19 protein-coding genes and 1 pseudogene are annotated in these 24311 nt (G+C 60.9%); 15 read left to right on the forward strand and 5 right to left on the reverse strand.

Annotated elements, in window-relative coordinates:
- The 8 genes from ispG (at position 1) to PSH91_RS05085 (ending at position 8488) form a co-directional block, all read left to right on the forward strand.
- Positions 1–1110 carry a flavodoxin-dependent (E)-4-hydroxy-3-methylbut-2-enyl-diphosphate synthase gene (gene ispG / locus PSH91_RS05050; protein WP_003185136.1) on the forward strand — a complete coding sequence of 370 codons (1110 nt, stop codon included), beginning with the start codon at positions 1–3 and terminating at the stop codon, positions 1108–1110.
- Between the two features lie 24 nt (positions 1111–1134).
- A complete protein-coding gene (gene hisS, locus PSH91_RS05055; protein WP_047227478.1) occupies positions 1135–2424 on the forward strand; it encodes a histidine--tRNA ligase in 1290 nt (429 codons plus the stop codon).
- 40 nt (positions 2425–2464) lie between these two features.
- The gene (locus PSH91_RS05060) at positions 2465–3106 is read left to right on the forward strand and encodes a tetratricopeptide repeat protein (protein WP_047227479.1); all 642 of its coding nucleotides are present in this window, start codon (positions 2465–2467) and stop codon (positions 3104–3106) included.
- Entirely contained in the window at positions 3099–4250 is a 1152-nt protein-coding gene (gene bamB / locus PSH91_RS05065) for an outer membrane protein assembly factor BamB (protein ID WP_047227480.1), read from the forward strand. Before PSH91_RS05060 ends, bamB begins: the two co-directional genes overlap by 8 nt.
- A 199-nt stretch (positions 4251–4449) precedes the next feature.
- Complete coding sequence (gene der / locus PSH91_RS05070; protein ID WP_076386232.1) at positions 4450–5922, forward strand: ribosome biogenesis GTPase Der; 1473 nt, start codon at positions 4450–4452, stop codon at positions 5920–5922.
- A gap of 151 nt (positions 5923–6073) precedes the next feature.
- Positions 6074–7222 carry a pyridoxal phosphate-dependent aminotransferase gene (locus tag PSH91_RS05075; protein ID WP_139051094.1) on the forward strand — a complete coding sequence of 383 codons (1149 nt, stop codon included), beginning with the start codon at positions 6074–6076 and terminating at the stop codon, positions 7220–7222.
- Positions 7210–8001 carry an amidohydrolase gene (locus tag PSH91_RS05080; protein WP_076386229.1) on the forward strand — a complete coding sequence of 264 codons (792 nt, stop codon included), beginning with the start codon at positions 7210–7212 and terminating at the stop codon, positions 7999–8001. The genes PSH91_RS05075 and PSH91_RS05080 overlap by 13 nt, the downstream gene beginning before the upstream one ends.
- Positions 8002–8071: 70 nt before the next feature.
- The gene (locus PSH91_RS05085) at positions 8072–8488 is read left to right on the forward strand and encodes a hypothetical protein (RefSeq protein WP_047227483.1); all 417 of its coding nucleotides are present in this window, start codon (positions 8072–8074) and stop codon (positions 8486–8488) included.
- Positions 8489–8694: 206 nt separating this feature from the next.
- Here the strand turns inward: PSH91_RS05085 and leuA are convergent, their stop codons facing one another.
- The 3 genes from leuA to xseA all read right to left on the reverse strand — a co-directional run bounded on the left by leuA (position 8695) and on the right by xseA (position 13046).
- Positions 8695–10374 carry a 2-isopropylmalate synthase gene (leuA, locus tag PSH91_RS05090; protein WP_047227484.1) on the reverse strand — a complete coding sequence of 560 codons (1680 nt, stop codon included), beginning with the start codon at positions 10372–10374 and terminating at the stop codon, positions 8695–8697.
- Between the two features lie 467 nt (positions 10375–10841).
- A complete protein-coding gene (locus tag PSH91_RS05095; protein ID WP_047227485.1) occupies positions 10842–11663 on the reverse strand; it encodes a peptidoglycan DD-metalloendopeptidase family protein in 822 nt (273 codons plus the stop codon).
- Positions 11664–11666: 3 nt separating this feature from the next.
- The gene (gene xseA / locus PSH91_RS05100) at positions 11667–13046 is read right to left on the reverse strand and encodes an exodeoxyribonuclease VII large subunit (protein WP_107323227.1); all 1380 of its coding nucleotides are present in this window, start codon (positions 13044–13046) and stop codon (positions 11667–11669) included.
- A 151-nt stretch (positions 13047–13197) separates the two neighbouring features.
- On the opposite strand from xseA, the gene PSH91_RS05105 reads away from it, so the two are divergent.
- From PSH91_RS05105 to guaA, 3 genes are all read left to right on the forward strand, one after another.
- Complete coding sequence (locus PSH91_RS05105; RefSeq protein WP_107321541.1) at positions 13198–13746, forward strand: sugar ABC transporter ATPase; 549 nt, start codon at positions 13198–13200, stop codon at positions 13744–13746.
- Positions 13747–13989: 243 nt separating this feature from the next.
- Positions 13990–15459, forward strand: coding sequence for an IMP dehydrogenase (gene guaB, locus PSH91_RS05110; protein WP_047227487.1), 1470 nt, complete (start codon positions 13990–13992; stop codon positions 15457–15459).
- 79 nt (positions 15460–15538) lie between these two features.
- Positions 15539–17116 carry a glutamine-hydrolyzing GMP synthase gene (guaA, locus tag PSH91_RS05115; protein ID WP_047227488.1) on the forward strand — a complete coding sequence of 526 codons (1578 nt, stop codon included), beginning with the start codon at positions 15539–15541 and terminating at the stop codon, positions 17114–17116.
- A 183-nt stretch (positions 17117–17299) separates the two neighbouring features.
- Here guaA and PSH91_RS05120 read toward each other — a convergent pair whose 3' ends face one another.
- Positions 17300–19597 (reverse strand): autotransporter outer membrane beta-barrel domain-containing protein, encoded by a 2298-nt coding sequence (locus tag PSH91_RS05120; RefSeq protein WP_173407358.1) that lies wholly within the window; start codon positions 19595–19597, stop codon positions 17300–17302.
- A 268-nt stretch (positions 19598–19865) separates the two neighbouring features.
- Positions 19866–20765 (reverse strand): alpha/beta hydrolase family protein, encoded by a 900-nt coding sequence (locus PSH91_RS05125; RefSeq protein ID WP_047227594.1) that lies wholly within the window; start codon positions 20763–20765, stop codon positions 19866–19868.
- Between the two features lie 494 nt (positions 20766–21259).
- Here PSH91_RS05125 and PSH91_RS05130 point away from each other — a divergent pair.
- The 4 genes and pseudogenes from PSH91_RS05130 to tadA all read left to right on the forward strand — a co-directional run bounded on the left by PSH91_RS05130 (position 21260) and on the right by tadA (position 24104).
- Positions 21260–21534 (forward strand): annotated as a pseudogene (locus PSH91_RS05130) (hypothetical protein).
- A 3-nt stretch (positions 21535–21537) separates the two neighbouring features.
- Entirely contained in the window at positions 21538–22062 is a 525-nt protein-coding gene (locus PSH91_RS05135; protein WP_047227490.1) for an AlpA family transcriptional regulator, read from the forward strand.
- A 168-nt stretch (positions 22063–22230) separates the two neighbouring features.
- On the forward strand, positions 22231–23607 hold the full coding sequence (locus PSH91_RS05140) for a multicopper oxidase family protein (RefSeq protein WP_047227491.1): 1377 nt from the start codon (positions 22231–22233) through the stop codon (positions 23605–23607).
- The gene (tadA, locus tag PSH91_RS05145) at positions 23607–24104 is read left to right on the forward strand and encodes a tRNA adenosine(34) deaminase TadA (RefSeq protein WP_047227492.1); all 498 of its coding nucleotides are present in this window, start codon (positions 23607–23609) and stop codon (positions 24102–24104) included. The genes PSH91_RS05140 and tadA overlap by 1 nt, the downstream gene beginning before the upstream one ends.
- Positions 24105–24311: the final 207 nt, after the last annotated feature.

A 24311-nucleotide genomic window follows, 5' to 3' on the forward strand; every position in this document is an offset into this window, starting at 1 on the left:
ATGCACGGCGAATCTCCAATCAAACGTCGCGAATCGCGAAAGATCTGGGTCGGCAACGTTCCTGTTGGCGGCGATGCGCCCATCGCTGTGCAAAGCATGACCAACAGCGACACCAACGACGTGGCCGCCACCGTTGCGCAGATCAACCGACTGGAAGCCGCCGGTGTCGACATCGTGCGGGTTTCCGTGCCGGACATGGACGCCGCCGAGGCGTTCGGCAAAATCAAGCAGTTGGTCAAAGTGCCGCTGGTGGCCGACATTCACTTCGACTACCGCATCGCCCTGCGCGTGGCCGAGCTGGGTGTGGACTGCCTGCGCATCAACCCGGGCAACATTGGTCGCGAAGACCGCGTGCGTGCGGTGGTGGATGCCGCCCGCGACCGTGGTATTCCGATCCGCATCGGCGTCAACGCCGGTTCCCTGGAAAAAGACCTGCAAAAGAAATACGGCGAACCGACCCCGGCTGCACTGGTGGAGTCGGCCCTGCGCCATGTCGAGCACCTGGAGCGCCTGAACTTCCAGGACTTCAAGGTCAGCGTGAAGGCTTCCGACGTGTTCATGGCCGTCGAAGCCTATCGCTTGCTGGCCAAGGAAATCGTCCAGCCGCTGCACCTGGGCATCACCGAAGCCGGTGGGTTGCGTTCGGGCACGGTGAAATCCGCCGTCGGCCTCGGTATGCTGCTCGCCGAAGGAATTGGCGATACCATCCGCATCTCGTTGGCGGCCGATCCGGTGGAGGAAGTGAAAGTCGGCTACGACATTCTCAAGTCCCTGCACCTGCGTTCCCGTGGCATCAACTTCATCGCCTGCCCAAGCTGCTCGCGGCAGAACTTCGATGTGGTCAAGACCATGAACGAGCTGGAAGGGCGCCTGGAAGACCTGCTGGTGCCGCTGGATGTCGCGGTGATTGGTTGCGTGGTCAACGGGCCGGGTGAAGCCAAGGAGGCCCATATCGGCCTCACCGGCGGTACACCGAACCTGATTTACATCGACGGCAAGCCGTCGCAGAAACTGACGAATGACAATCTGGTGGATGAACTGGAACGGCTGATCCGCCAGAAAGCGGCCGAAAAGGTCGAGGCCGACGCTGCTGTAATCGCGCGTGGTTGAGTCGAACGAATTTAAGGATTACCTGTGAGCAAGTCCCTGCAAGCCATTCGTGGCATGAACGACATCCTGCCCGAGCAGACGCCCCTGTGGCGCTATTTCGAGGGCACCGTGGCGCGTTTGCTGGATAACTACGGTTACCGGCAGATCCGCATGCCGATCGTCGAGTTCACCGAGCTGTTCAAGCGTTCCATCGGCGAAGTGACCGACATCGTCGAAAAAGAGATGTACACCTTCGAAGACCGCAACGGCGATTCGCTGACCTTGCGCCCCGAAGGCACGGCGGCGTGCGTGCGTGCAGTGCTCGAGCACGGCATTACCGGTGGTGGCCAGGTGCAGAAACTCTGGTACATCGGCCCGATGTTTCGCCACGAGCGTCCACAGAAAGGTCGTTATCGCCAGTTCCACCAGATAGGCCTGGAGGTATTCAACCTCGACGGTCCGGACATCGACGCCGAGCTGATCGTATTGACCTGGCGCCTGTGGGGCGAGCTGGGCATTCGTGATGCGGTCAAGCTCGAACTCAACAGCCTGGGCACCAGCGAGTCCCGTGGGCGCTACCGCGAAGCGCTGGTGGAGTTCCTGTCCGCTCACCTGGACAAGCTGGACGAAGACAGTCAGCGCCGTCTCAAGACCAATCCGCTGCGGGTGTTGGATACCAAGAACGCCGACACGCAGGCGATCCTGGTCGATGCGCCGAAAATGGCTGACTACCTCGACGATGAATCCCGTGCGCACTTCGAGGGGCTGAAGGCGCGTCTGGATGCAGTCGGTATTCCCTATGTCATCAACCCGAAGCTGGTCCGCGGGCTGGATTACTACAGCAAGACCGTCTTTGAATGGGTCACCGACAAGTTGGGCGCCCAGGGAACTGTGTGTGCCGGCGGCCGTTACGACGGGCTGGTGGAACAGATGGGCGGAAAGCCGACCTCGGGCGTGGGTTTTGCCATGGGCATCGAACGTCTGGTGTTGATGCTTGAGACGCTGGACAAGATCCCGCAGGAAATCGCCCGTCAGGTCGACGTTTACCTGTGCGCCTTCGGCGAAGCAGCCGAACTGGCGGCCCTGGCGCTGAGCGAGCGGGTCCGCGACCAGTTGCCCAACCTGCGCCTGCAGATCAACGCCGGCGGCGGCAGCTTCAAGAGCCAATTCAAGAAGGCCGACAAGAGTGGTGCGCTGTATGCACTGATTCTCGGTGACGACGAATTGGCCCAGCAAGTGGTAGGTTTCAAACCCCTGCGTGGCCAGGGCGAACAACAAAGCATTGCCTGGGATGCGCTTGCCGCACACCTGGCCACCTGCGTCGTGCAGGGTTGAAGCTGTCAAACAGCCGATTTAGCGATTAAGGAGTATTGGGGTGTCGAGTACCGAAGATGAACAGCTGGCGGATTTGAAGGACTGGTGGACGCGCAACGGCAAGCCGCTGGTCACTGGCGGCCTGTTGGCGCTGGTCATCGTGTTCGGCTGGCAGGCCTGGCAGAAATACCAGAGCAACCAGGCGCAAGGCGCTTCGATGCTCTATCAGCAGTTGCTGGAAACCACCCTGACCCCGGACGGCAAGCCTGACGCTGCCCGCGTGGCGGAGTTGGCCGGCAAGCTCGACAACGAATTCGGCGGCACGGCCTACGCGCAATATGGCCGTCTGTTCGTGGCCAAGGTCGCGGTAGACACCGGCAAGCTGGACGACGCCGCCACCGAGCTGAAGGCCATTGTCGACAAGCCGGTCAACCCGACCCTGGGCGAAGTGGCGCGTCAGCGCCTGGCGCAGGTGCTGGCGGCGCAGAACAAGGCCGAAGATGCGTTGAAGCTGCTCGACGGTGATGCCGACAAGGCGTTCCTGGCGACCCGCGAAGAACTCAAGGGCGACCTGCTGGTACAGCTTGGTCGTGCTGATGAGGCCCATGCGGCCTACCAAAAAGCCAAGGCTGCGCTGTCGGATGAAGCTGCGGTCGGTGGCCTGCAAATCAAGCTGGACGACCTGGCCAAAGGGGATGCGTGACGTGATCCGTTGGAAACATGCAGCATTGCTGGCTCTGGCCATTCTGGCCGCGGGTTGCAGCAGCAACAGCAAGAAAGAACTGCCACCGGCCGAACTGACCGACTTCAAAGAAGAAGTCGTGCTGCAGAAGCAATGGAGTCGCTCCATCGGTGACGGCCAGGGTGAAACCTACAACATGCTGGTGCCAGCCATCGATGGCGACACTATCTATGCCTCCGACGTCACTGGCGTGGTGATGGCGATGGATCGCACCAATGGCGACGTCAAGTGGGAGCAGGATCTCGAACTGCCCGTTTCCGGCGCCGTTGGCGTGGGTTACGGGTTGGTCATGATCGGCACGCTCAAGGGCGAAATCGTGGCCCTGGACGCCAGCAGCGGTGAAGAGAAATGGCGCGCTCGCGTGACCAGTGAAGTCCTCGCACCGCCGGCCACCAACGGTGACGTGGTCGTGGTACAGACCCAGGATGACAGCCTGATCGGTCTGGATGCCGCCACTGGCGAGCAGCGCTGGTTGTACGACAGCACCCCGGCGGTACTGACCCTGCGCGGCACCAGTGCGCCGATCGTCACCAACCGTCTCGCGGTGGCCGGGTTGTCGACCGGTAAAGTGGTTGCCCTGGATATTTCCAACGGCGTGCCGGTCTGGGAACAGCGCGTGGCCATCCCGCAGGGCCGTTCGGAACTGGAGCGCGTGGTCGACATCGACGGCGGCCTGCTGTTGTCTGGCAGTACGCTGTACGTTGCCAGCTACCAGGGACGCGTTGCGGCGCTGGACCTGGAAAGCGGTCGCCCGCTGTGGCAGCGCGATGCGTCCAGCTACGCCGGCGTCGCCGAGGGTTTGGGCAGCGTCTACGTGAGCCTGTCCTCGGGCACGGTTGAAGGCGTCGACGAGCGTTCCACCACCGCATTGTGGAGCAACGACTCCCTGGCCCGTCGTCAACTGTCGGCCCCGGAAGTGTTCTCCAGCTACGTTGCAGTCGGTGACCTGGAAGGTTACCTGCACCTGCTCAGCCAGGTGGACGGTCGCTTCGTCGGCCGTGAGCGCATCGACAGCGACGGCCTGCGTGCCCGTCCGCTGGTGGTGGGCAACATGATTTATGTGTATGGCAACAGCGGCAAACTGGAAGCCCTGACCATCAAGTAAGACTATGCTTGGGTTAATCCCAAGCGGCTTCATTTTTGTGGGCGCGAGCCTGCTCGCGAATGCGGTGGTCCAGTGGCATGGATGTCGACTGATCCAACGCTTTCGCGAGCAGGCTCGCTCCCACAGGATGGCCCCCGAGCACCAGCCGCTGCCTCGCAGCGGCTTTTGTATTTTCTGAAATAACGAAGTGGAGAGCCGCATGGTTCCCGTAATCGCCCTGGTGGGCCGACCGAACGTCGGCAAGTCCACCTTGTTCAACCGCCTGACCAGGACTCGCGACGCCATTGTCGGCGACTTGTCCGGTCTGACCCGTGATCGCCAATACGGTGAGGCCAAGTGGCAAGGGCGTACCTATATTCTGGTCGACACCGGTGGCATCTCCGGTGATGAACACGGCATGGACGAAAAAATGGCCGAGCAGTCGCTGCTCGCCATCGAAGAAGCGGATGTGGTGCTGTTCCTGGTAGACGCCAAGGCCGGTTTTACCGCCGCCGACCAGATGATCGCCGAGCATCTGCGCAAACGTAACAAGCGTTCCTATGTGGTGGCCAACAAGGTCGACAACATCGACCCGGACATGGCCCGCGCCGAATTCGCGCCGTTGGGCATGGGCCAGGCGATCCCGATCGCCGGCGCCCACGGTCGTGGCATCACCCAGATGCTGGAAATCGCCCTGGCTGATTTCCCCAAAGACGACGAAGACGAACCGGAAGACGGTGAAGAAGAAATCGTTGCCGAAGGCGAGGAAGCCAAGCGCATTCCTGGCCCTAGCGAAAAAGACGGGATCAAGATCGCCATCATCGGCCGCCCGAACGTCGGCAAGTCGACATTGGTCAACCGCATGCTCGGCGAAGACCGGGTCATCGTGTACGACCAGCCCGGCACCACCCGCGACAGTATCTACATCCCGTTCGAGCGTAACGAAGAGAAGTACACGCTGATCGACACGGCCGGTGTGCGCAAGCGCGGCAAGATCCACGAAGAAGTCGAAAAGTTCTCCGTGGTCAAAACCCTGCAGGCGATCAAAGACGCCAACGTGGTGATCTTCGTGATGGACGCCCGCGAAGGCGTGGTCGATCACGACCTGAACCTGCTGGGCTTCGCCCTGGAAGCCGGCCGTGCGTTGGTCATCGCGATCAACAAGTGGGACGGCATGACGCCTAGCGAACGGGATTTTGTCAAGGTTGAACTGCAGCGTCGCTTGTTCTTCGTGGACTTTGCCGACATCCACTTCATCTCGGCCTTGCACGGCACGGGCGTGGGCAACCTCTACGCGTCGGTGCAGAACTCGTTCAAGTCGGCGGTCACCCGCTGGCCGACCAATCGTCTGACCCAGATCCTGGAAGACGCCGTCGGCGAGCACGCGCCACCGATGGTCAACAACCGCCGGATCAAGCTGCGTTACGCTCACCTGGGTGGCGCCAACCCGCCGATCATCGTGATTCACGGTAACCAGATCGAGAAGGTGCCCAAGTCGTACGTCCGGTATCTGGAAAACACTTATCGCCGCGTCCTGAAGCTGGTCGGCACGCCGATCCGCATCGAGTTCAAGGGCGGCGAGAACCCGTACGAAGGCAACAAGAACACGCTCACCGACCGTCAGGTCAACAAGAAGCGCCGCTTGATGTCGCACCATAAGAAGGCTGACAAGAAGCGTCGTGATAAACGCTGATCGATAGTCACCGCAGTTCCACTGTGGGAGCGAGTTGTGTCAGCGTAAGAAGGGTGCCCTTGGTGGCACCCTTTTTCATGCCCGGCGATTGGGCTATCCTCGACCTCTCCCGCGCCGCACCAGAGCCGGGTGTAGACGCAGGGAACCCCCAATGATCACCAGCAAGTTGCCGAATGTCGGCATCACTATCTTCACCCAGATGTCCCAGCTCGCCGCGCAGACCGGCGCGCTCAATCTGTCCCAGGGGTTTCCCGATTTCGATGGTCCGCAGGCCCTGCGCGATGCAGTCGGCCGGCATGTCGCCCAAGGGCATAACCAATACTCGCCCATGACCGGTTTGCCGGCGCTGCGCCAGCAGATCGCGGCGAAGATCGCCCGCAGCTATGGCGTCACCGTCGATGCCGACCAGGAAGTGACCGTGACCCCCGGTGCGACCCAGGCGATTTTCTGCGCCATCGCGGCAGTGGTTCACAGCGGCGACGAAGTGATCGTGTTCGACCCTTGCTACGACAGCTATGAGCCCGCCGTCGAGTTGGCCGGTGGCCGTTGTGTGCATGTGCAATTGGGCCTGGATGATTTCGCCATCGATTTCCAGAAGCTCGCTGAAGCCCTGAGCCCGCGTACGCGCATGATCATTCTCAACACACCGCACAATCCCAGTGGCGCGCTGATCAGCCGCGCCGAACTCGACCAGTTGGCGGCGCTGATTCGTGACCGCGATATTTACCTGATCAGTGACGAAGTCTACGAACACCTGGTGTTCGACGGCGTCGCCCACGCCAGTGTCCTGGCCCATGAAGAACTGTACCGGCGGGCCTTTGTGGTCAGTTCCTTCGGTAAGACCTACCACGTCACCGGCTGGAAAACCGGCTATGTGGTGGCGCCACCCGCCCTGACGGCGGAACTGCGCAAGGTGCATCAGTACGTCAGCTTCTGCGGCGTGACGCCGTTGCAGTACGCCCTGGCCGACTACATGGCCGATCACCCGGAGCACGTCGAAGAACTGCCGGACTTCTACCAGGCCAAGCGTGACCTGTTCTGCGATTTGCTGGCCCCCTCGCGCTTCAGTTTCAAGCGAGTACCCGGCACCTATTTCCAACTGGTGGATTACTCGCAGATCCGCCCGGACCTCAATGACGTCGACATGGCAGTCTGGATGACCCGTGAGCACGGCGTGGCGACGATCCCTGTCTCGGTGTTCTACCAGAACCCACCCGAAGGCCAGCGCCTGGTGCGCCTGTGCTTTGCCAAACGCGAGGAGACGCTGCGCGAAGCGGCGGAAAAACTATGCGTGATCTGAGTACCTTGCCCAATCTCAATGTTGCGCTGATCCAGACCACCCTGGCCTGGCACGATCGCCAGGCCAATCTGGAACATTTCGAGGGCTTGCTTGCGCAGGCGCGCGGGGCGGACCTGATTATCCTGCCGGAAATGTTCACCACGGGTTTTTCCATGGAGTCCGAGACCCTGGCTGAGCCGGAAAACGGTCCTTCGCACAAGTGGCTCCAGGCTCAGGCTGCGAAGCTCGGAGCGGTGATCACCGGCAGTGTGATTATCCAGGCCGCCGACGGCAGTCATCGCAATCGTCTGCTCTGGGCACGACCGGACGGCGAAGTGCTGCATTACGACAAGCGTCATCTGTTCCGCATGGCCGGTGAGCATAATCACTACACGCCGGGCGAGCGCCAGGTGCTGTTCGAACTCAACGGCTGGCGGATCCGCCCGCTGATTTGCTATGACCTGCGTTTCCCGGTGTGGAGCCGCGACGCCGAGGACACCGACCTGTTGCTGTACACCGCCAACTGGCCCGGCGCGCGGCGCCAGCACTGGAACCGTCTGCTGCCGGCCCGAGCAATCGAGAACCTGTGCTACGTGGCCGCGGTAAACCGCATCGGCCACGACGGCAAGGGCTTTGCCTATACCGGTGACAGTCAGGTGCTGGACTTTCAGGGCGAAACCCTGCTCAGCACCGGTGAGGCCGACGGGGTATTCACTGTGTGTCTGAGTGCGGCGGAGCTGGCGGCTTACCGCGCACGCTTTCCGGCGAACCTGGATGCCGATCGTTTTGAATTCATCTGATTGAAACGTTTCAGCCCTTCAGAAGCGCTGGTGTTTGCCGATAACCGGGGCAGCCAAGGAGAAGTCCCTTATGACCAGCATCAGCGCAATCACGGTAAATCCATACCCTCTCTCTGCACCCAAGGTTTCCATCAAGGGTGCGGAAGACGAAGCAGCAGTCAGCCCTGCGGTATCGACTGACGCCAGCGAAGACAAAGACCGCCAGTTGAAAGTTGACACCAGTGGCGCGAACATCGGCGGTGCTCCAGCCAGCGGCAGCGGCGATGTCATCGAGCAGCTGAAAAAACAGATAGAGCAAACTGAAAAACTGCTGGCCGAGCAGCAAGCCCAGTTGGCTCGCGTGCAGAAAAGCCAGGCCAACCAGGAGCAGAAAGCCCAGGAAGCCATGGCGATCCAGACTCAGATCATGGCGACCCAGGCCACATTGCAGACCTTGCAGGCCGCTTTGCTGCAGGCGATGACTATTTCGATTGATACCCATGCCTGAGACTTGTATTGCCTGACAGGCCGCCATCGCGAGCAGGCTCGCTCCCACACTGATCTTCAGCGGGTTCAAAATCCTGTGCCCACCTCAGATTCCCTGTGGGAGCGAGCCTGCTCGCGATGAGGCCGGAACAGTCACCCAAGTCATCAGCCAAACAAAAAGGCCCCAGGGTTCACACCCCAGGGCCTTTTTGCATTTCAGCTAAACCATCAGGCCGCTTTGGCTTCCGGCTGGCTCAGGGAGCGGTTCAGCGCGCTGAACAGGGCCTTGAAGCTGGCGGTGGTGATGTTTTCGTCGATGCCCACGCCGTGCACCGCACGCTCACCGTTGACCCGCAGCTCGATGTACGCCGCAGCCTTGGCGTTGGTGCCGGCGCCGATGGCGTGTTCGTTGTAGTCCATGATCTCCACCGGAATAGGCAGCCCGGCCACCAGCGCTTCCAGCGCGCCGTTGCCCTTGCCGCGCCAGTGCAGGTTGGTTTCGCCCTGGCCCTTGCTGGCCACTTCGACTTCCACGGCGCTGTTGCCGTTTTCTTCCTGCAGACGATGGCTGACCAGCGCGTACGGGGTGTTGGCTTGCAGGTATTCGCTGTGGAGCAGGGCATGGATCTGCTGGGCGGTCATTTCCAGGCCCAGGCGATCGGTTTCGCGCTGAACCACTTGGCTGAACTCGATCTGCATGCGACGCGGCAGGCTGATGCCGTATTCCTGTTCCAGCAGGTAGGCGATACCGCCCTTGCCCGACTGGCTGTTGACCCGGATCACCGCCTCGTAGCTGCGGCCGATGTCGGCCGGGTCGATCGGCAGGTACGGCACTTCCCACAGGGTGTCCGGTTTCTGCTGGGCAAAACCTTTGCGAATGGCATCCTGGTGCGAGCCGGAGAACGCGGTGTGAACCAGGTCGCCCACGTACGGATGACGCGGGTGCACCGGGATCTGGTTGCACTCTTCGACCACTTTGCGCACGCCGTCGATGTCGGAGAAATCCAGCTCAGGGTTGATGCCCTGGGTGTAGAGGTTCAGCGCGACGGTCACCAGGTCGACGTTACCGGTGCGTTCGCCGTTGCCGAACAGGCAGCCTTCGACACGGTCGGCGCCGGCCATCAGGCCCAGTTCTGTGGCGGCTACGCCGGTGCCACGGTCGTTATGGGTGTGCAGACTGATGAGCACGCTGTCGCGACGGGTGATGTTGCGACCGAACCACTCGATCTGGTCGGCGTAGACGTTCGGAGTCGCGACTTCCACGGTGGCCGGCAGGTTGAGGATGACCTTGCGCTCAGGCGTCGGGTTCCAGACCTCGATCACTGCGTCGCAGACTTCCTTGGCGAATTCCAGCTCGGTGGCGCTGAAGGTTTCTGGCGAGTATTCGAACTGCCACTGGGTTTCTGGCTGCTGCGCGGCGTATTTAACGAACAGCTTGGCCGCATTCACCGCGATTTCCTTCACGCCTTCCTTGTCCTGGTTGAACACGATGCGGCGGAACGAAGGGCTGGTGGCGTTGTACAGGTGGACGATGGCTTTTTTCGCGCCGCGCAGGGATTCGAACGTGCGGGCGATCAGGTCTTCACGGGCCTGGGTCAGCACCTGGATGGTGGTGTCGTCCGGGATGTGGCCTTCTTCGATGAGGGTACGCACGAAGTCGAAGTCGGTCTGCGAAGCCGCCGGGAACGACGCTTCGATTTCCTTCACGCCCACAGCGACCAGGGTTTTCCAGAAACGCAGCTTCTTGGCGGCGTCCATCGGCTCGATCAGCGACTGATTGCCGTCACGCAGGTCGGAGCTGCACCAGATCGGCGCGGCGGTGATGGTCTTCGACGGCCAGGTGCGATCCGGCAGGTTGATGGTCGGGAAGGCGCGGTACTTGGAAGACGGGTCTTTGAGCATGCTCATCGCAGAATCCTTTTATTGTCGTGGCCGGGAAAAGGCGGCCTGCCGGTGGTTCGAACGGGTGGCTTTACAGCCGGAACGAGGTGCCGCGATTCAGCCCGGCAGTCGTGCGCTGACGAGGCACAGGCTGCGGTGCTGGCGAAGCTGAATGAGGGTGTGAGAGGTTTTCATGCCTTCAACCCTAACCGCGCGGAGGGCGGATCGCAAGCAGTCGGGAAAAATTGAGATAAGTTCTGTTTTTAGGCGGGTTTGCGCGATTTAATCGCGCAGGTTCGAAGTGTTGATCTTGGAAATTGCGTCGATGTTTTGAGCTTGGCAATTCGCTGGATGGTGGTGATGTGGCTGCCGTCATCGCGAGCAGGCTCGCTCCCACAGGGATTTTCTGTTGGTCACAAATGTTGTGTTCACAAGAGATCCAAATGTGGGAACGAGCCTGCTCGCGGTCAGGCCGGCAGCTTCACCGCAAAAACTCAGGGCTGGAATGCCCCGATAAAAATCGCCGGATCCACCCGCGCATCGTTCAGGCTGATATTCCAGTGCATGTGCGGGCCAGTTGCCCGGCCCGTGGAGCCGACTTTGCCGACGACCGTGCCGCGCTTGAGCTGCTGGCCGACCTTCACGTCGATCTTCGACATGTGGCAGAACATGCTGATGAAACCCTGGCCGTGATCGACAAACACGGTGTTGCCATTGAAGAAGTAATTGCCGGTGAGGATCACCTTGCCAGCGGCCGGAGTCTTGATGGGTGTGCCGGCGGGCACGGCGAAGTCCAGGCCGGCGTGGGGGTTGCGTTCTTCGCCGTTGAAGAAGCGCCGCACGCCGAACTTGCTCGACATCGGACCATTGACCGGCTTGTCCAGCAGCAGGTTGCTGGGGATGTTCGGGCTGAAGCTGCGATAGGCCTTCAGTTGCACGGCCAGTTCGGCGTTGATGCGTTTGAGGTCCGCCGGGTTCGGATTGACCTGGCGCTTGTTCTTCAGGGTGATGTGTTGCTCGGGGTACTTTTTATAGCCGACCACGAACGGCTGGGTGCTGCCGCCGCTGCTGATCTGCTGGGTGCCGGGCTTGACCGTCAGCGGGATGCCGACAATCGCCAGCCAGTTGTCCTTTTCCTTGACCACCAGCACCGGTTTGCCCTGGTAACTGGCTTTTGGCGCCTGGGCCGCGCTGCCCAGGTCCACCACGGCCACGCCGCCGGGCACCGGTTTGTTCAGCAGGCGGGTGATGTAACTGTCGGCGTTGGCGTTGAAGGTCAGGCACAGCAAGAGCAATGGGGCGAGATATCGCGGCATGAATCAATCCAATAGAGAAAGGGTGACCGGCGTCAGGTGATTGTCTTCGACCCGCACCAGCAGTTCGCCTTCACCGAGCCGCGCGGTCAGGCGCTGGCCGGTTTGGGTCTGCGCGGCGTTGCGGATCGCCTGGCCGCGTTCGTCGAGCAAAATACTGTAGCCGCGGCCGAGGGTCGCCAGGGGGCTGACGATGTGCAGCGTCTGCATCTGGTTTTGCAGTTGCAGGCGTCGCGCCTTCAGGCCCTCGCGCATGGCCCGGGGCAGGCGCGCGGCGAGGCTGTCCAGGCGTTGGCGCAGCAGTGCCAGGTGCCGCCCCGGATGTTGCGCGGCCAGGCGGGTTTCCAGGCGGATCAGGCGTTCGCGGCGGGTATTGAGGCTGCGCTCGAAAGCCCGGCGCATGCGCATGTCCAGGTCGTCGAGGCGCTGGGCTTGCTGGCGTAGGCGCTCACCGGGGTGGCGCAGGCGTCGGGTCAGCCCTTCGAGGCGCAGTTGATCGCGCATCAGGCGGTCGCGCATGCGCATCACCAGCCGCCGGTGCAGGCTTTCGACCCGGCGCACCAGGTCGCCGGCATCGGGGGCCAGCAGTTCGGCAGCGGCGGACGGGGTCGGGGCGCGCACGTCAGCGACGAAATCGCTGATGGATACGTCGGTTTCATGGCCGACGGCGCTGACGATCGGCGTGACGCAGGCGTCCACCGCCCGGGCCACGGCTTCTTCGTTGAAGCACCACAAGTCTTCCAGCGAGCCGCCGCCTCGGGCCAGGATCAGCGCATCGAACCCCCGGGCATCCGCCAGTTTCAGCGCACGGACGATTTGCGCGGTGGCTTCGCGGCCCTGTACGGCGGTGGGGATCAGCGTCAGGGAAATCTGCGGCGCACGGCGGCGGAACACGCTGATGATGTCGCGGATCACCGCGCCGGTGGGCGAACTGATGATGCCGATGCGTTGCGGATGGGCCGGCAGCGGCACCTTGCGCTCGGCGCTGAACAGGCCTTCGGCGCTGAGCTTTTCCTTGAGCGCATCGAAGGCCAGGCGCAGGGCGCCATCGCCGGCCGGTTCCACGGTGTCGAGAATCAGCTGATAGTCGCCGCGCCCCTCGAACAGTGAGACCTTGCCGCGTACTTTCACCGCCAGTCCGTCTTTGAGGGCTTGACGCACCCGCGCGGCATTTTGCCGGAACAGTGCGCAACGCACCTGGGCGCCGCTGTCCTTGAGGGTGAAATACACATGGCCGGAGGCAGGGCGGGCAAGGTTGGAAATTTCGCCCTCGACCCAGATGTTGCTGAACACGTCTTCAAGCAGCACCCGCGCACGGCCGTTGAGCTGGCTGACAGTCAGGACCTCGCGGTCCAGGCCCAGTCGGGCAAAGGGATCTTTAATCATGGGCAGCATGATAAGGGCATTCGCTGCTCAATCTCCATGTTCACCGAAAAACCTTCCGGGAATTGGCACGGTACAATGCACCATTGCCCATAGGTTCAAGGTGGGCGCGGGCTTGCTCGTCGCCACCCGTAGATTCGCCGCAGGATGTCCCATGAATTCGCAAAGCATCATCGTCCCGAAAATTTCCTCCTTGCCGGTCCACGAGCCTCGGGCCCGGGCGGTTGTGCGCTGGCTGGTGCGCAAGAATATCGTCGAAGAACAACTGACCACCTGCGGGCGTACCGGCAATCGCATGGCCCACGCCATCGCCCCCGGCGCCCGCGAGGTGGTCACGCACCCTGAGGCCTTGCCGTTTGGCGAACCGGTCAATGGCCTGGAAATCATCACCAAGCGCTGCATCTATACCCCGGCCAAAGGCTTTCTCGAGGAAGCGGGCTGCGCCGAATGCCGCAAGGAAATCGGCGAGGCGCTGTTCGAAAGCCTGGAAGACTGGATGCCGGCCCGCACCGACAACTTCACCTGCCCGGAGTGTGGGCATGAAGATGACATCAACGGGTTTCTGTTCCTGCAACCGTGTGGCTTTTCCAATTTGGGGTTTATCTTCAACAACTGGCTGGAGGCGGGGTTCAAGCAGGACTTTATCGACGAGTTCGCCGACTGGCTGGATCAGCCGGTGAGTTGGGTGAAGGTGGAGTTGTAAGAGAGCGATTCCCCCCCTGTGGGAGCGAGCCTGCTCGCGATTGGCGTCGGGTCAGTTGGCACGGTGTTGACCGATACACCGCTATCGCGAGCAGGCTCGCTCCCACAAGGGAATGTGTAGCAATCGGGCAGTGTTTAGCCCCTTCAATCACCCCGACAATAATAGACAGAGTTTTACATTGAGCCAGAGGGGGTGCATGTATATAATGGCGCGCTTCCATTTTCCCGCTCGGGAGCCCCCGCGATGCTGCGTATCAGCCAAGAAGCTCTGACCTTCGACGACATTCTCCTAGTGCCCGGTTATTCCGAGGTACTGCCTAACGAAGTCAGTCTCAAAACCCGTCTTACCCGTGGCATCGAACTGAATATCCCGTTGGTTTCCGCCGCCATGGACACCGTGACCGAAGCCCGTCTGGCCATTGCCATGGCCCAGGAAGGCGGTATCGGTATCATCCACAAGAACATGACCATCGAACAGCAGGCCGCCGAAGTGCGCAAGGTCAAGCGGTTCGAGGCTGGCGTGGTCAAGGACCCGATCACCATCGAGGCTGACGCCACGGTTCGTGATCTGTTCGAACTGACCCGCATGCACAACATCTCCGGCGTTCCGGTGCTGCACGATGGCGACCTGGTCGGCATCGTCACCTCCCGCGACGTGCGTTTCGAGAACCGCCTGGACGCCACCGTCCGTCAGGTGATGACGCCTAAAGAGCGTTTGGTCACGGTCAAGGAAGGCATCGGCAAGGACGAAGTTCGCGAGTTGCTGCACAAGCACCGCATCGAGCGCGTGCTGATCGTCGACGACAAGTTCGCCCTCAAGGGCATGATGACCGTCAATGACATCGAAAAAGCCAAGGCTTATCCGCTGGCCAGCAAGGACGACCAGGGTCGTCTGCGCGTAGGCGCTGCGGTCGGCACCGGCAAGGACACTGGCGACCGCGTCGCGGCCCTGGTCAATGCCGGCGTCGACGTGGTGGTGGTCGACACCGCCCACGGTCACTCCAAAGGCGTGATCGACCGCGTTCGCTGGGTCAAGCAGAACTTCCCTGAAGTGCAGGTGATCGGCGGCAACATCGCCACCGGCGCTGCCGCCAAGGCCCTGGCCGAAGCTGGCGCCGATGCGGTCAAGGTCGGTATCGGCCCAGGCTCGATCTGCACCACCCGCATCGTTGCCGGTGTCGGCGTGCCGCAAATCAGCGCCATCGCCAACGTCGCCGCAGCCCTTGAAGGCACTGGCGTACCGTTGATCGCCGACGGCGGCATCCGCTTCTCCGGTGACCTGTCCAAGGCCATCGTCGCCGGGGCCTCCTGCGTGATGATGGGTTCGATGTTTGCCGGTACTGAAGAAGCGCCAGGCGAGATCGAACTGTTCCAGGGCCGCAGCTACAAGGCTTACCGCGGCATGGGCTCGCTGGGTGCCATGTCCCAGGCCCAAGGCTCTTCCGACCGTTACTTCCAGGACTCCTCTGCGGGTGCCGAGAAGCTGGTGCCCGAAGGCATCGAAGGTCGCGTGCCATACAAAGGCACCCTGAGCGCCATCATCCATCAACTGATGGGCGGCCTGCGTTCTTCCATGGGCTACACCGGCAGCGCCAACATCGAAGAGATGCGCACCAAGCCGGAGTTCGTGCGCATCACCGGCGCAGGCATGGCCGAGTCCCATGTCCACGACGTACAGATCACCAAGGAAGCGCCGAACTACCGCGTAGGTTAAGGCCTTCAGCAAAACGTTAATCACCGGGGCTGTTCATTCAGCCCCGAGTTGTTTCTGATTCACTACATGAGAATGAGTCATGGCCCTCGACATTCACGCTCACCGCATCCTGATCCTCGACTTCGGTTCCCAGTACACCCAGCTGATCGCCCGCCGCGTGCGTGAAATCGGCGTGTACTGCGAATTGCATCCGTTCGACATGGATGACGAAGCGATTCGCGAATTCGCGCCTAAAGGCGTCATCCTCGCCGGCGGCCCCGAGTCTGTGCACGAAGCCGACAGCCCGCGTTGCCCGCAAGCGGTGTTCGACCTGGGCGTGCCGGTCTTCGGTATCTGCTACGGTATGCAGACCATGGCTGAACAGCTGGGCGGCAAGGTAGAAGGCTCCGACCTGCGTGAGTTCGGTTACGCCCGCGTCGACGTGGTCGGCAAGAGCCGCCTGCTGGATGGCATCGAAGACCACATCGACGCCGACGGCCTGTTTGGCCTCGACGTGTGGATGAGCCACGGTGACAAGGTCACCAAGATGCCGGAAGACTTCCACATCCTGGCCAGCACCCCGAGCTGCCCGATTGCCGGCATGTTCAACGATGATCGCCGTTACTACGGCGTGCAGTTCCACCCGGAAGTGACCCATACCAAGCAAGGCGGTCGCATCCTGTCGCGCTTCATCCTCGATATCTGCGAGTGCGAAGCCCTGTGGACACCATCGAAAATCGCTGAAGACGCCATCGCTCAGGTTCGCGCCCAGGTCGGCACCGACAACGTACTGCTCGGTTTGTCCGGCGGCGTGGACTCCTCGGTGGTTGCCGCGTTGCTGCACAAGGCCATCGGCGACCAGTTGACCTGCGTCTTCGTCGACAACGGCCTGCTGCGCCTGCACGAAGGCGAGCAAGTGATGGCCATGTTTGCCGAGAACATGGGCGTCAAGGTGATCCGCGCCAACGCCGAAGAGCAGTTCCTGAACAACCTGGCCGGCGAGTCCGACCCGGAGAAGAAGCGCAAGATCATCGGTCGCACCTTCATCGACGTATTCGATGCCGAATCCTGCAAGCTGGACAACATCAAGTACCTGGCCCAAGGCACCATCTACCCCGACGTGATCGAGTCGGCCGGCGCCAAGAGCGGCAAGGCCCACGTGATCAAGTCCCACCACAACGTCGGTGGCCTGCCGGAAGAAATGAACCTCAAGCTGGTCGAGCCACTGCGCGAGCTGTTCAAGGATGAAGTGCGTCGCCTCGGCCTGGAGCTGGGCCTGCCGTACGACATGGTCTACCGCCACCCATTCCCAGGCCCGGGCCTGGGCGTGCGGATCCTTGGTGAAGTGAAGAAGGAATACGCCGACCTGCTGCGTCGCGCCGACCATATCTTCATCGAAGAACTGCGCAAGGCCGACTGGTACCACAAGGTCAGCCAGGCGTTCGTGGTGTTCCAGCCGGTGAAATCGGTTGGCGTGGTCGGCGATGGCCGTCGCTACGCCTGGGTCGTGGCCCTGCGCGCCGTGGAAACCATCGACTTCATGACCGCTCGCTGGGCACACCTGCCGTACGAGCTGCTGGAAACCGTTTCCGGGCGGATCATCAACGAAATCGAAGGCATCTCCCGAGTGACGTATGACGTGTCGAGCAAGCCGCCGGCGACGATTGAGTGGGAATAAGGTTGATCCACAGCTCTCTGTTTTATAAGTAAAAAACTAGAGAGCCCCAGGTCGAAACAGAATTGCGACCTGGGTGATATTGAGTCAGGCAGGTGACATCGCCAGACGCTACGGGCTTTACCATCAGCCTCAAACAACAAAACCCGCATTGGCGGGTTTTGTTGTTTCAGACGAACACGTTGATCAGAAGTCGTAACGCACGTTCGCAGTGAAGGTGTCGGCGTCGAAACCACTGCTGGTCAGGTAGTTGTACGTCCCTCCCACGCTCCACGCGCCCACGCGGTAGTTCGCGCCCAGTCCCAGCTCGTAGCTGTCGCGCGCCGGTGTCGCGCCTGTGGTGGTGAAGGGGGTACCACCGAGTACGAAGGTGGAGGTGGTGCCGGCCTTGTCGCCGATGAAATCGTGCCAGGCCATCAGCTTGGCTTCCGGTTCCAGGCTGCCCACACCTACGTCAAAAGCGGCCGCCAGACGAGCGCCCAGGCCCATTTCGCCGATTTCATAACGCTGGCTGCCGACGTTGAGGGCGGCTGAGCTACCTTTTTCACGGTACGAATCAATCGACACGTTGGCATAACGCGCACCGATCTGTGGTTCCAGCAGCCACTGCTTGTCGAGCTGGAAAGTGTAGCCTGCCAGTGCGTTGACGCCGAAGATCTCACTGTCGTAGTCGGCCTTGGCGCGGGTACCGGCGATGTAGCGTTTGGACTCGTTGTCGTTCCAGCCATACATCAGCGAGGTGTCGACAAAGAAGTTGTCATGGGTCCAGTTGCCGTACAGGGTCAGTGCATGGCCGCTGACGTCGGTTTTGTGGCCCAGGTCGGATTTAACGTCGCTGGTCAGGTAGCTGTAAGCCAGGCCCATGGTGGTATCGGCGTTGAGCTTGCCGTCGGCACCCACGGCGATGCCGTTGGTGTTGGCGTCGTAGCCGTCGATACCGTGGCGGCTGTCCTGGTTGGCATCGCTGGACAGCGCTTGCAGCCATACGCCTTGTTCTGCCAGGACGTCACCGGAGGACAGACCGCTACGCGCTTTGCTGGCGCGGCGGTTGATGGCACTTGCGACCAGGTTCTGGCTGTTGGTGGCGGCGTTGATCGCCCCGCGGCTGACGTCCGGGGTCAGGGTTTCGGCAAGTTCGGCCAGATCTTCACTGGTGGCGGCGTTGGCGAAACGCTGGAATACCGGGTCACTTTCGTCCAACTGGCCCATGACCGTGTTCTTGAACGGATTGATGGCGTTCACCGCGTTGCGCGAACCACGGGCACCCAGCAGGTCTTGCGTGATCGCCTCATCACTGCGGGTGGCAACCAGTGCTTTCACGTCCTGACCTTCAATGCCGAAGTTCCTCACCTCAAGCAACGCCGAGGAGGAAACCACGGACAGGTTCTGCGGGTCTTCCCAAGTGCCAGAGTTGATGAGGGTGTAGCGGGTGCCCGACGTGCGGAAGTCGTCGGAGCGAGCCTGCAGTTCGATCTGGCTGCCTGGAGAGAAGTAGGTATTGCCGGTGACTTTCAGGATCGGCGTGTTGGGCAGTGTGTTGTTATCCAGCAGCAGGCGCAAACGCGCAGTCTCGCTGTCCATGTCGAGGTCGCCCACAATCGTAGTCTGCGGGCGAAGCAGAGTCAGGCGGCCCCCGTCGATATCGACGAAACCGGCGCGGATGGTCGAGCCATCGAACATCGCGTCCCCTTGCACCAGCACACCACTCAGGCCCAGCAGGTCACCCTTGACCTGACCACCTTGCCAGTAGAAATACGAAGGGGAGGCATTGTCGTCCGCCAGAATTGCTGCGGTGCCGCCTTCGATCAGGCCACCTGTCTGCCTGATGGTGAGGATGTCGAAACCGCCGGAGGTGTCGAGACTGCGAAAATGGATACCGACTCCATCGGCGGAGATAGTCCCGCTGTTGTTGATATCGCTCTTGAAGGGAGCGCCTGTCATCTGACCGGTAAAGCGAGCGTTCTCGATCTCGATACCCGCAGAGTCGATGCCACGAGCGGTGATAGTGCCCGAGTTATTGATGTTCGCCTGGGTCGAGGTGATCATCATGCCGTTGGCATCTTCGCCAGTCACAGTGATGTTGCCGTTGTTGTTCACTTCGCCAGCGATATTCGCCAGATACAGGTCCAGCCCCATGGCGCCATTGCCGCTCACCGTAATGTCGCCATGATTTACCAGATCGCCAGCGACGGTGGAATTGAGGGTCATGGCGATGCCGGCCGGGATGTCGCTGGGGTTCGCGGCCGTCAGGTTGATGTTGCCCTGGTTGACCAGGTTGCCCGCCAGGGTCACGTCGGTCAGCTCTACACCAGCGTTTTGCGACGTCCCGGTGAAGGTGGCGTTATTGAAAACGTCACCGGAGCTGCTGTATGCCCCTGTGCTCAGGTCGTGGTTGAAGTCGGGTGCGGGTGCGGCATGGACCGTGGCAGTGGCAGCCGCGATGGACAGCGCCAACAACGAGCGGCGCAGGTGGGAGATGTTCAAGACAGTATCCTTACAGGGTAGAAACTGACAGAGAACAACCTGCGCGTCAGCGTCTGTTTTAGGCTTCCCTGCCAGCTTGTCAGTGAAGTGCTGATTCAAGCGCGGTGAAATTTACACGATGCTTGTAGGGCAAATCACCATAAAAAGAATAAATGACGAAGAAAAAGCTAAAAAATGCGACGTTACAGTTATTTTTTGAGGCTTTATAGGGTTATTCAGCAATAAGCGGAACTTAAGGTCGCCGTTGTGGTCACGCCCGGGTCAGGCACTAGGGGGAATGGTGTTCGGATGTTTTTAAACGGACGTGCCCACCCTTAATCTCAGGATTCTCATGTGCCAATGGAATTTTGGCCCACCGGCTCCATGTCGCTTCCCACCCCCTATCATGGCTGGCTCCTGGTACATGGACGTATTGGGAAAGGGGCGAGCCCAGCGCCTGTTGGTACCTATCAGCTAAACGACCTGGAACAATCAGGTCTGCTTCTCCGATGAGATGACGCTGGGGCAATAAGGCGAGTCGACTACGATAGTCCAGCGGATCCAGTGAACCGTCGAGTGGCGACAGTCCTTTCATCGTCGCCCACAGACGTGGACTGAGATTGCCAGCAAGGGTTTGCACCTGAGTAACATCATTGCGCTGTGCCGCTAACAATAATGCGAGAGCGGCTCCACCTGAATACCCCACCAGTTCGAACTCCCTATTGCCATATCGCTGTTTCAGTTGGTCCAGCGCCTGGCTGAGACGGGTGACCACTTCCTGAGAAAAGCGGCGATTGGTCCAGAGTGCTGATTGACAGGCTGCGGCCATGACGAACTGGCAGGGGCGTGCCAGGTACGCGTTCGGTGTCGGATCATCGACCGCCAGTCGTGGCACTAACAGATTGTGCGGGCTCGGATCCAGGCTGGGTTGAGTGGCCGTCGCCCAGGAATGGCCATCGCCTTCCAGGTAGACACGCAGGCGAGTCATCTTTTCCCCAGTGTGCGGCGCAAGTATGAGGAGGGGGAAGGCGTGGCCTGGCAAGACCTCCCATTGTCGGCCGTGCTCTTCAGCCAGTTGTTGCAGTGCCTCGCGCGGCGATTGGCAGGCGATGAGAAGCGCGCTGACCATCACCATCCAGGCTTTATAGAAGCCAGCCAATGTCCCACGACAGGAAAAGTATCTACTCATCATCTGTCGTAACACACCTTGGCAATTGGCAGCATCGGCATTGAAGTCGGCATTGGCGGTGTAGTTCTTGGTTAAGTTAGGGCGGCGATGGCAGGATGTGGCGACCAGCCTATCCCAGTTCGAAGCGCGCCATTTATAGATCCGATTTCGATCCCCAAGTTGCTGATTCAACGCAGCAGATGCGCGAAGAGTCTCTTATCTGCGCATGCTGCACGAATGACCACCGTATCGATGTGTACAGGAAAACCCTGTGGATAACCTCTCCAGGGTTTTTTCATTTTGACTGGCCTTACTATTTCTCATCTGCGGGTCTCCTGAGGAAAGCTTCTGTCAGGCGGTTTTCCCGTCACGTTTCGCTACGATTACCGTCTCAGCGGGGGCCGAGAGGCGCTTATCATCGGGCGGTATGGCCTGCGGGTATCGCAGCTATTGAAGAGCGGGCCAAGGTTGTCGATTGACAACCTAGTGGGCCATGCGAATACTGGAGATCACGGATGAGTCGTCCCTCGCACCCGAAGAAAGAGGTCGAAGAAGTGCTTAGGCATGCCGAAGCGCAGGGCTGGCGTGTAGTAGTTGGCGGTAGTCACGCCTGGGGGCGGCTTATTGTCCTTATAACGATGAGGACTGCCGCTGCGGTGAGTTCTGCATTACGTCGATATGGAGCACGCCAAAGAACCCTGGCAATCACGCGCGAGCATTGCGGCGCGTTGTGGACAATTGCACTGCGCATCGTAATTGGCGCGAAGCTGATGACGGTGCTGAGGACTAGGAAATGGAATACACCTTTACCTTGAAATATCAGCTCGCTGGTGATGACTGTCCCGCGGATGAACTGGTCGAGCGGCTGGGTGAGGCTGGCTGCGACGACGCTCTGGTAGGCATTGGGCAACCGGGTCGGCTGGCGCTTGAGTTCACTCGCGAGGCTGAGGATGCGATCAAGGCCGTGCTTAGTGCCCTGGGCGATGTCCGCCGCGCGGTGCCGTCGGCCAAACTGATCGAGGTTGCTCCTGATTGGGTCGGGCTGACCGACGTAGCCGAAATCGTAGGCGTATCTCGACAGAACATGCGCAAGCTGATGTTGGCTCATCCTGGCAGCTTCCCGACGCCTGTGCACGAAGGGAGTTCGTCTATCTGGCACTTGGCAGACATCCTGACCTGGCTGCAGGCCAAGGGCAGCTATTCACTTCCCAAGCACGTGTTGGATCTGGCGCAGGTGGCTTTGCAGGTCAACGTTGCGAAAGAGGGGCGGCGGTTACCTGGCTTGGCTGTCAGAGAGTTGGAAGTTTTGGTTGGGTGACGGTCTGAACCGTTTGGGGCGCCATTAGGCGCCCTTGTCGCATCTGACGATGATGGCTCGACCGGGCGACGCGACAATCCTTCACTTAATATTTCTCAATTGCAGGTGTATCGTATTCGCCTTTTGCGGGCCCCAGGGTCCGCCGCAGATTCAAGAGGTGGTCGCTTCATGTCCTTTACCCGTCGCCAAATACTCGGTGGCCTGGCCGGTCTTGTTGTCGTGGGCGTAGGGGCGGGGGGCGCGTCGCGGTATTGGTTGGGCAAGATGGCCGATGCCGAGGCCGGTCACGACTATGAGTTGATCGCCGCGCCCCTGGACGTGGAGCTGGTGGCCGGGCACAAGACCCAGGCCTGGGCTTTTGGTCCGTCGGCACCGGGTACTGAATTGCGGGTGCGTCAGGGCGAATGGTTGCGGGTGCGCTTCATTAATCACCTGCCGGTTGCGACCACCATTCACTGGCACGGTATCCGTCTGCCGCTGGAGATGGACGGCGTGCCGTATGTCTCGCAATTGCCGGTGCTGCCGGGTGAATACTTCGATTACAAATTCCGCGTGCCGGACGCCGGCAGCTATTGGTATCACCCCCACGTCAACAGCAGCGAGGAGCTCGGTCGCGGGCTCGTTGGGCCTTTGATTGTCGAGGAGCGTGAGCCCACCGGCTTCAAATACGAACAAACCCTCAGCCTCAAGAACTGGCATGTGGATGAGCAAGGCGAGTTCGTCGCCTTCAGCATTCCCCGTGAAGCGGCGCGTGGAGGGACGGCCGGGCGTCTGTCGACTATCAACGGCGAGCCGCTGCCGGTGATTGATCTGCCGGCCGGGCAGATCACCCGGGTGCGTTTGCTCAATCTCGACAACACTCTCACTTACCGCATCAACATCCCCGGCGTTGAAGCGCAGATCTATGCGTTGGACGGCAACCCTATCGAACCGCGCCCGCTGGGCAAGGAATACTGGCTGGGTCCGGGCATGCGCATTTGTCTGGCGATCAAGGCGCCGGCGGCCGGGGAGGAGTTGTCATTGCGCAATGGTCCGGTGCGGCTGGGCACTTTGCGCTCCGTGCCCAACAACGAGGCGCCGGCCCAGTGGCCGCCTGCGTTGCCACCTAACCCGGTGGCCGAGCCAGACCTGGCCAATGCCGAGAAACTCAACTTCAATTTCGAGTGGGTCGGTTCGGTGTCGGTCAATGTCGACAACGGCAAACCACCGAGTTTGTGGCAGATCAACGGCAAGGCCTGGGACATCACCGACAAGACCTGCGCCGACCGGCCAATCGCCACGTTGAAAAAAGGCCAGAGCTATATTTTCGAATTGAAGAACATGACTCAGTACCAGCATCCGATCCATTTGCACGGCATGAGCTTCAAGGTGATTGCATCCAACCGGCACAAGGTCATCCCGTATTTCACCGACACCTATCTGCTGGGCAAGAACGAGCGGGCGCAGGTGGCGCTGGTGGCGGATAACCCAGGCGTGTGGATGTTCCATTGCCATGTGATCGACCACATGGAAACCGGCCTGATGGCCGCCATCGAGGTGGCGTGATGCGCCAGATTCGCCCCGCCAAAATCATCGACCGCAGCCGTGACCAGGATTTCATGCGCGAAGCCCTGAGCCTCGCCGCACAAGGCGCGGCTTTGGGTGAAGTGCCGGTGGGCGCGGTGCTCGTGCAGGACGGTGAGATCATCGGCCGCGGCTTCAACTGCCCGATCAGCGGCCACGACCCCAGCGCCCATGCGGAAATGGTCGCCATCCGCGCCGCCGCCCAGGCCGTGAGCAACTATCGCCTGCCCGGCAGCACCCTCTATGTGACGCTGGAGCCGTGCAGCATGTGCGCCGGCCTCATCGTTCACTCGCGCATCGCCCGGGTCGTCTACGGCGCCCTGGAGCCCAAGGCCGGCATTGTGCAGAGCCAGGGGCAATTTTTCAGCCAGGGGTTTCTGAATCACCGGGTGATGTTCGAGGGCGGGGTGTTGGCTGACGAGTGCAGTGCGGTGTTGAGCGAGTTCTTCAAGGCCCGCAGAGCCAAATCCCAAGACTGACGCTGTACCCTGTGGGAGCGGGCTTGCTCGCGAAAGCGGCGTGTCAGTCACATAGATGTTGAATGGTCCGCCGCCATCGCGAGCAAGCTCAGCTCCCACATGGGGTCCCGGGTGTCCACAGATCCTGCGTTCACCACAATCCCTGTGGGAGCTGAGCCTTGCATTCATGTTGAATGTGCTGCCGCCTTCGCGAGCAAGCCCGCTCCC

It is taken from the genome of Pseudomonas sp. FP1154, assembly GCF_030687245.1.
GTDB classification, from domain to species: domain Bacteria; phylum Pseudomonadota; class Gammaproteobacteria; order Pseudomonadales; family Pseudomonadaceae; genus Aquipseudomonas; species Aquipseudomonas rhizophila.

What these genes read in the sequence shown, in the direction of transcription:
- ispG (WP_003185136.1), top strand. Translation starts at nt 1, where the DNA reads ATGCACGGCGAATCTCCAATCAAACGTCGCGAATCGCGAAAGATCTGG.
- bamB (WP_047227480.1), top strand. Translation starts at nt 3,099, where the DNA reads ATGCGTGACGTGATCCGTTGGAAACATGCAGCATTGCTGGCTCTGGCC.
- der (WP_076386232.1), top strand. Translation starts at nt 4,450, where the DNA reads ATGGTTCCCGTAATCGCCCTGGTGGGCCGACCGAACGTCGGCAAGTCC.
- PSH91_RS05075 (WP_139051094.1), top strand. Translation starts at nt 6,074, where the DNA reads ATGATCACCAGCAAGTTGCCGAATGTCGGCATCACTATCTTCACCCAG.
- PSH91_RS05080 (WP_076386229.1), top strand. Translation starts at nt 7,210, where the DNA reads ATGCGTGATCTGAGTACCTTGCCCAATCTCAATGTTGCGCTGATCCAG.
- PSH91_RS05085 (WP_047227483.1), top strand. Translation starts at nt 8,072, where the DNA reads ATGACCAGCATCAGCGCAATCACGGTAAATCCATACCCTCTCTCTGCA.
- leuA (WP_047227484.1), bottom strand. Translation starts at nt 10,374, where the DNA reads ATGAGCATGCTCAAAGACCCGTCTTCCAAGTACCGCGCCTTCCCGACC.
- PSH91_RS05095 (WP_047227485.1), bottom strand. Translation starts at nt 11,663, where the DNA reads ATGCCGCGATATCTCGCCCCATTGCTCTTGCTGTGCCTGACCTTCAAC.
- xseA (WP_107323227.1), bottom strand. Translation starts at nt 13,046, where the DNA reads ATGATTAAAGATCCCTTTGCCCGACTGGGCCTGGACCGCGAGGTCCTG.
- PSH91_RS05105 (WP_107321541.1), top strand. Translation starts at nt 13,198, where the DNA reads ATGAATTCGCAAAGCATCATCGTCCCGAAAATTTCCTCCTTGCCGGTC.
- guaB (WP_047227487.1), top strand. Translation starts at nt 13,990, where the DNA reads ATGCTGCGTATCAGCCAAGAAGCTCTGACCTTCGACGACATTCTCCTA.
- guaA (WP_047227488.1), top strand. Translation starts at nt 15,539, where the DNA reads ATGGCCCTCGACATTCACGCTCACCGCATCCTGATCCTCGACTTCGGT.
- PSH91_RS05125 (WP_047227594.1), bottom strand. Translation starts at nt 20,765, where the DNA reads ATGAGTAGATACTTTTCCTGTCGTGGGACATTGGCTGGCTTCTATAAA.
- PSH91_RS05135 (WP_047227490.1), top strand. Translation starts at nt 21,538, where the DNA reads ATGGAATACACCTTTACCTTGAAATATCAGCTCGCTGGTGATGACTGT.
- PSH91_RS05140 (WP_047227491.1), top strand. Translation starts at nt 22,231, where the DNA reads ATGTCCTTTACCCGTCGCCAAATACTCGGTGGCCTGGCCGGTCTTGTT.
- tadA (WP_047227492.1), top strand. Translation starts at nt 23,607, where the DNA reads ATGCGCCAGATTCGCCCCGCCAAAATCATCGACCGCAGCCGTGACCAG.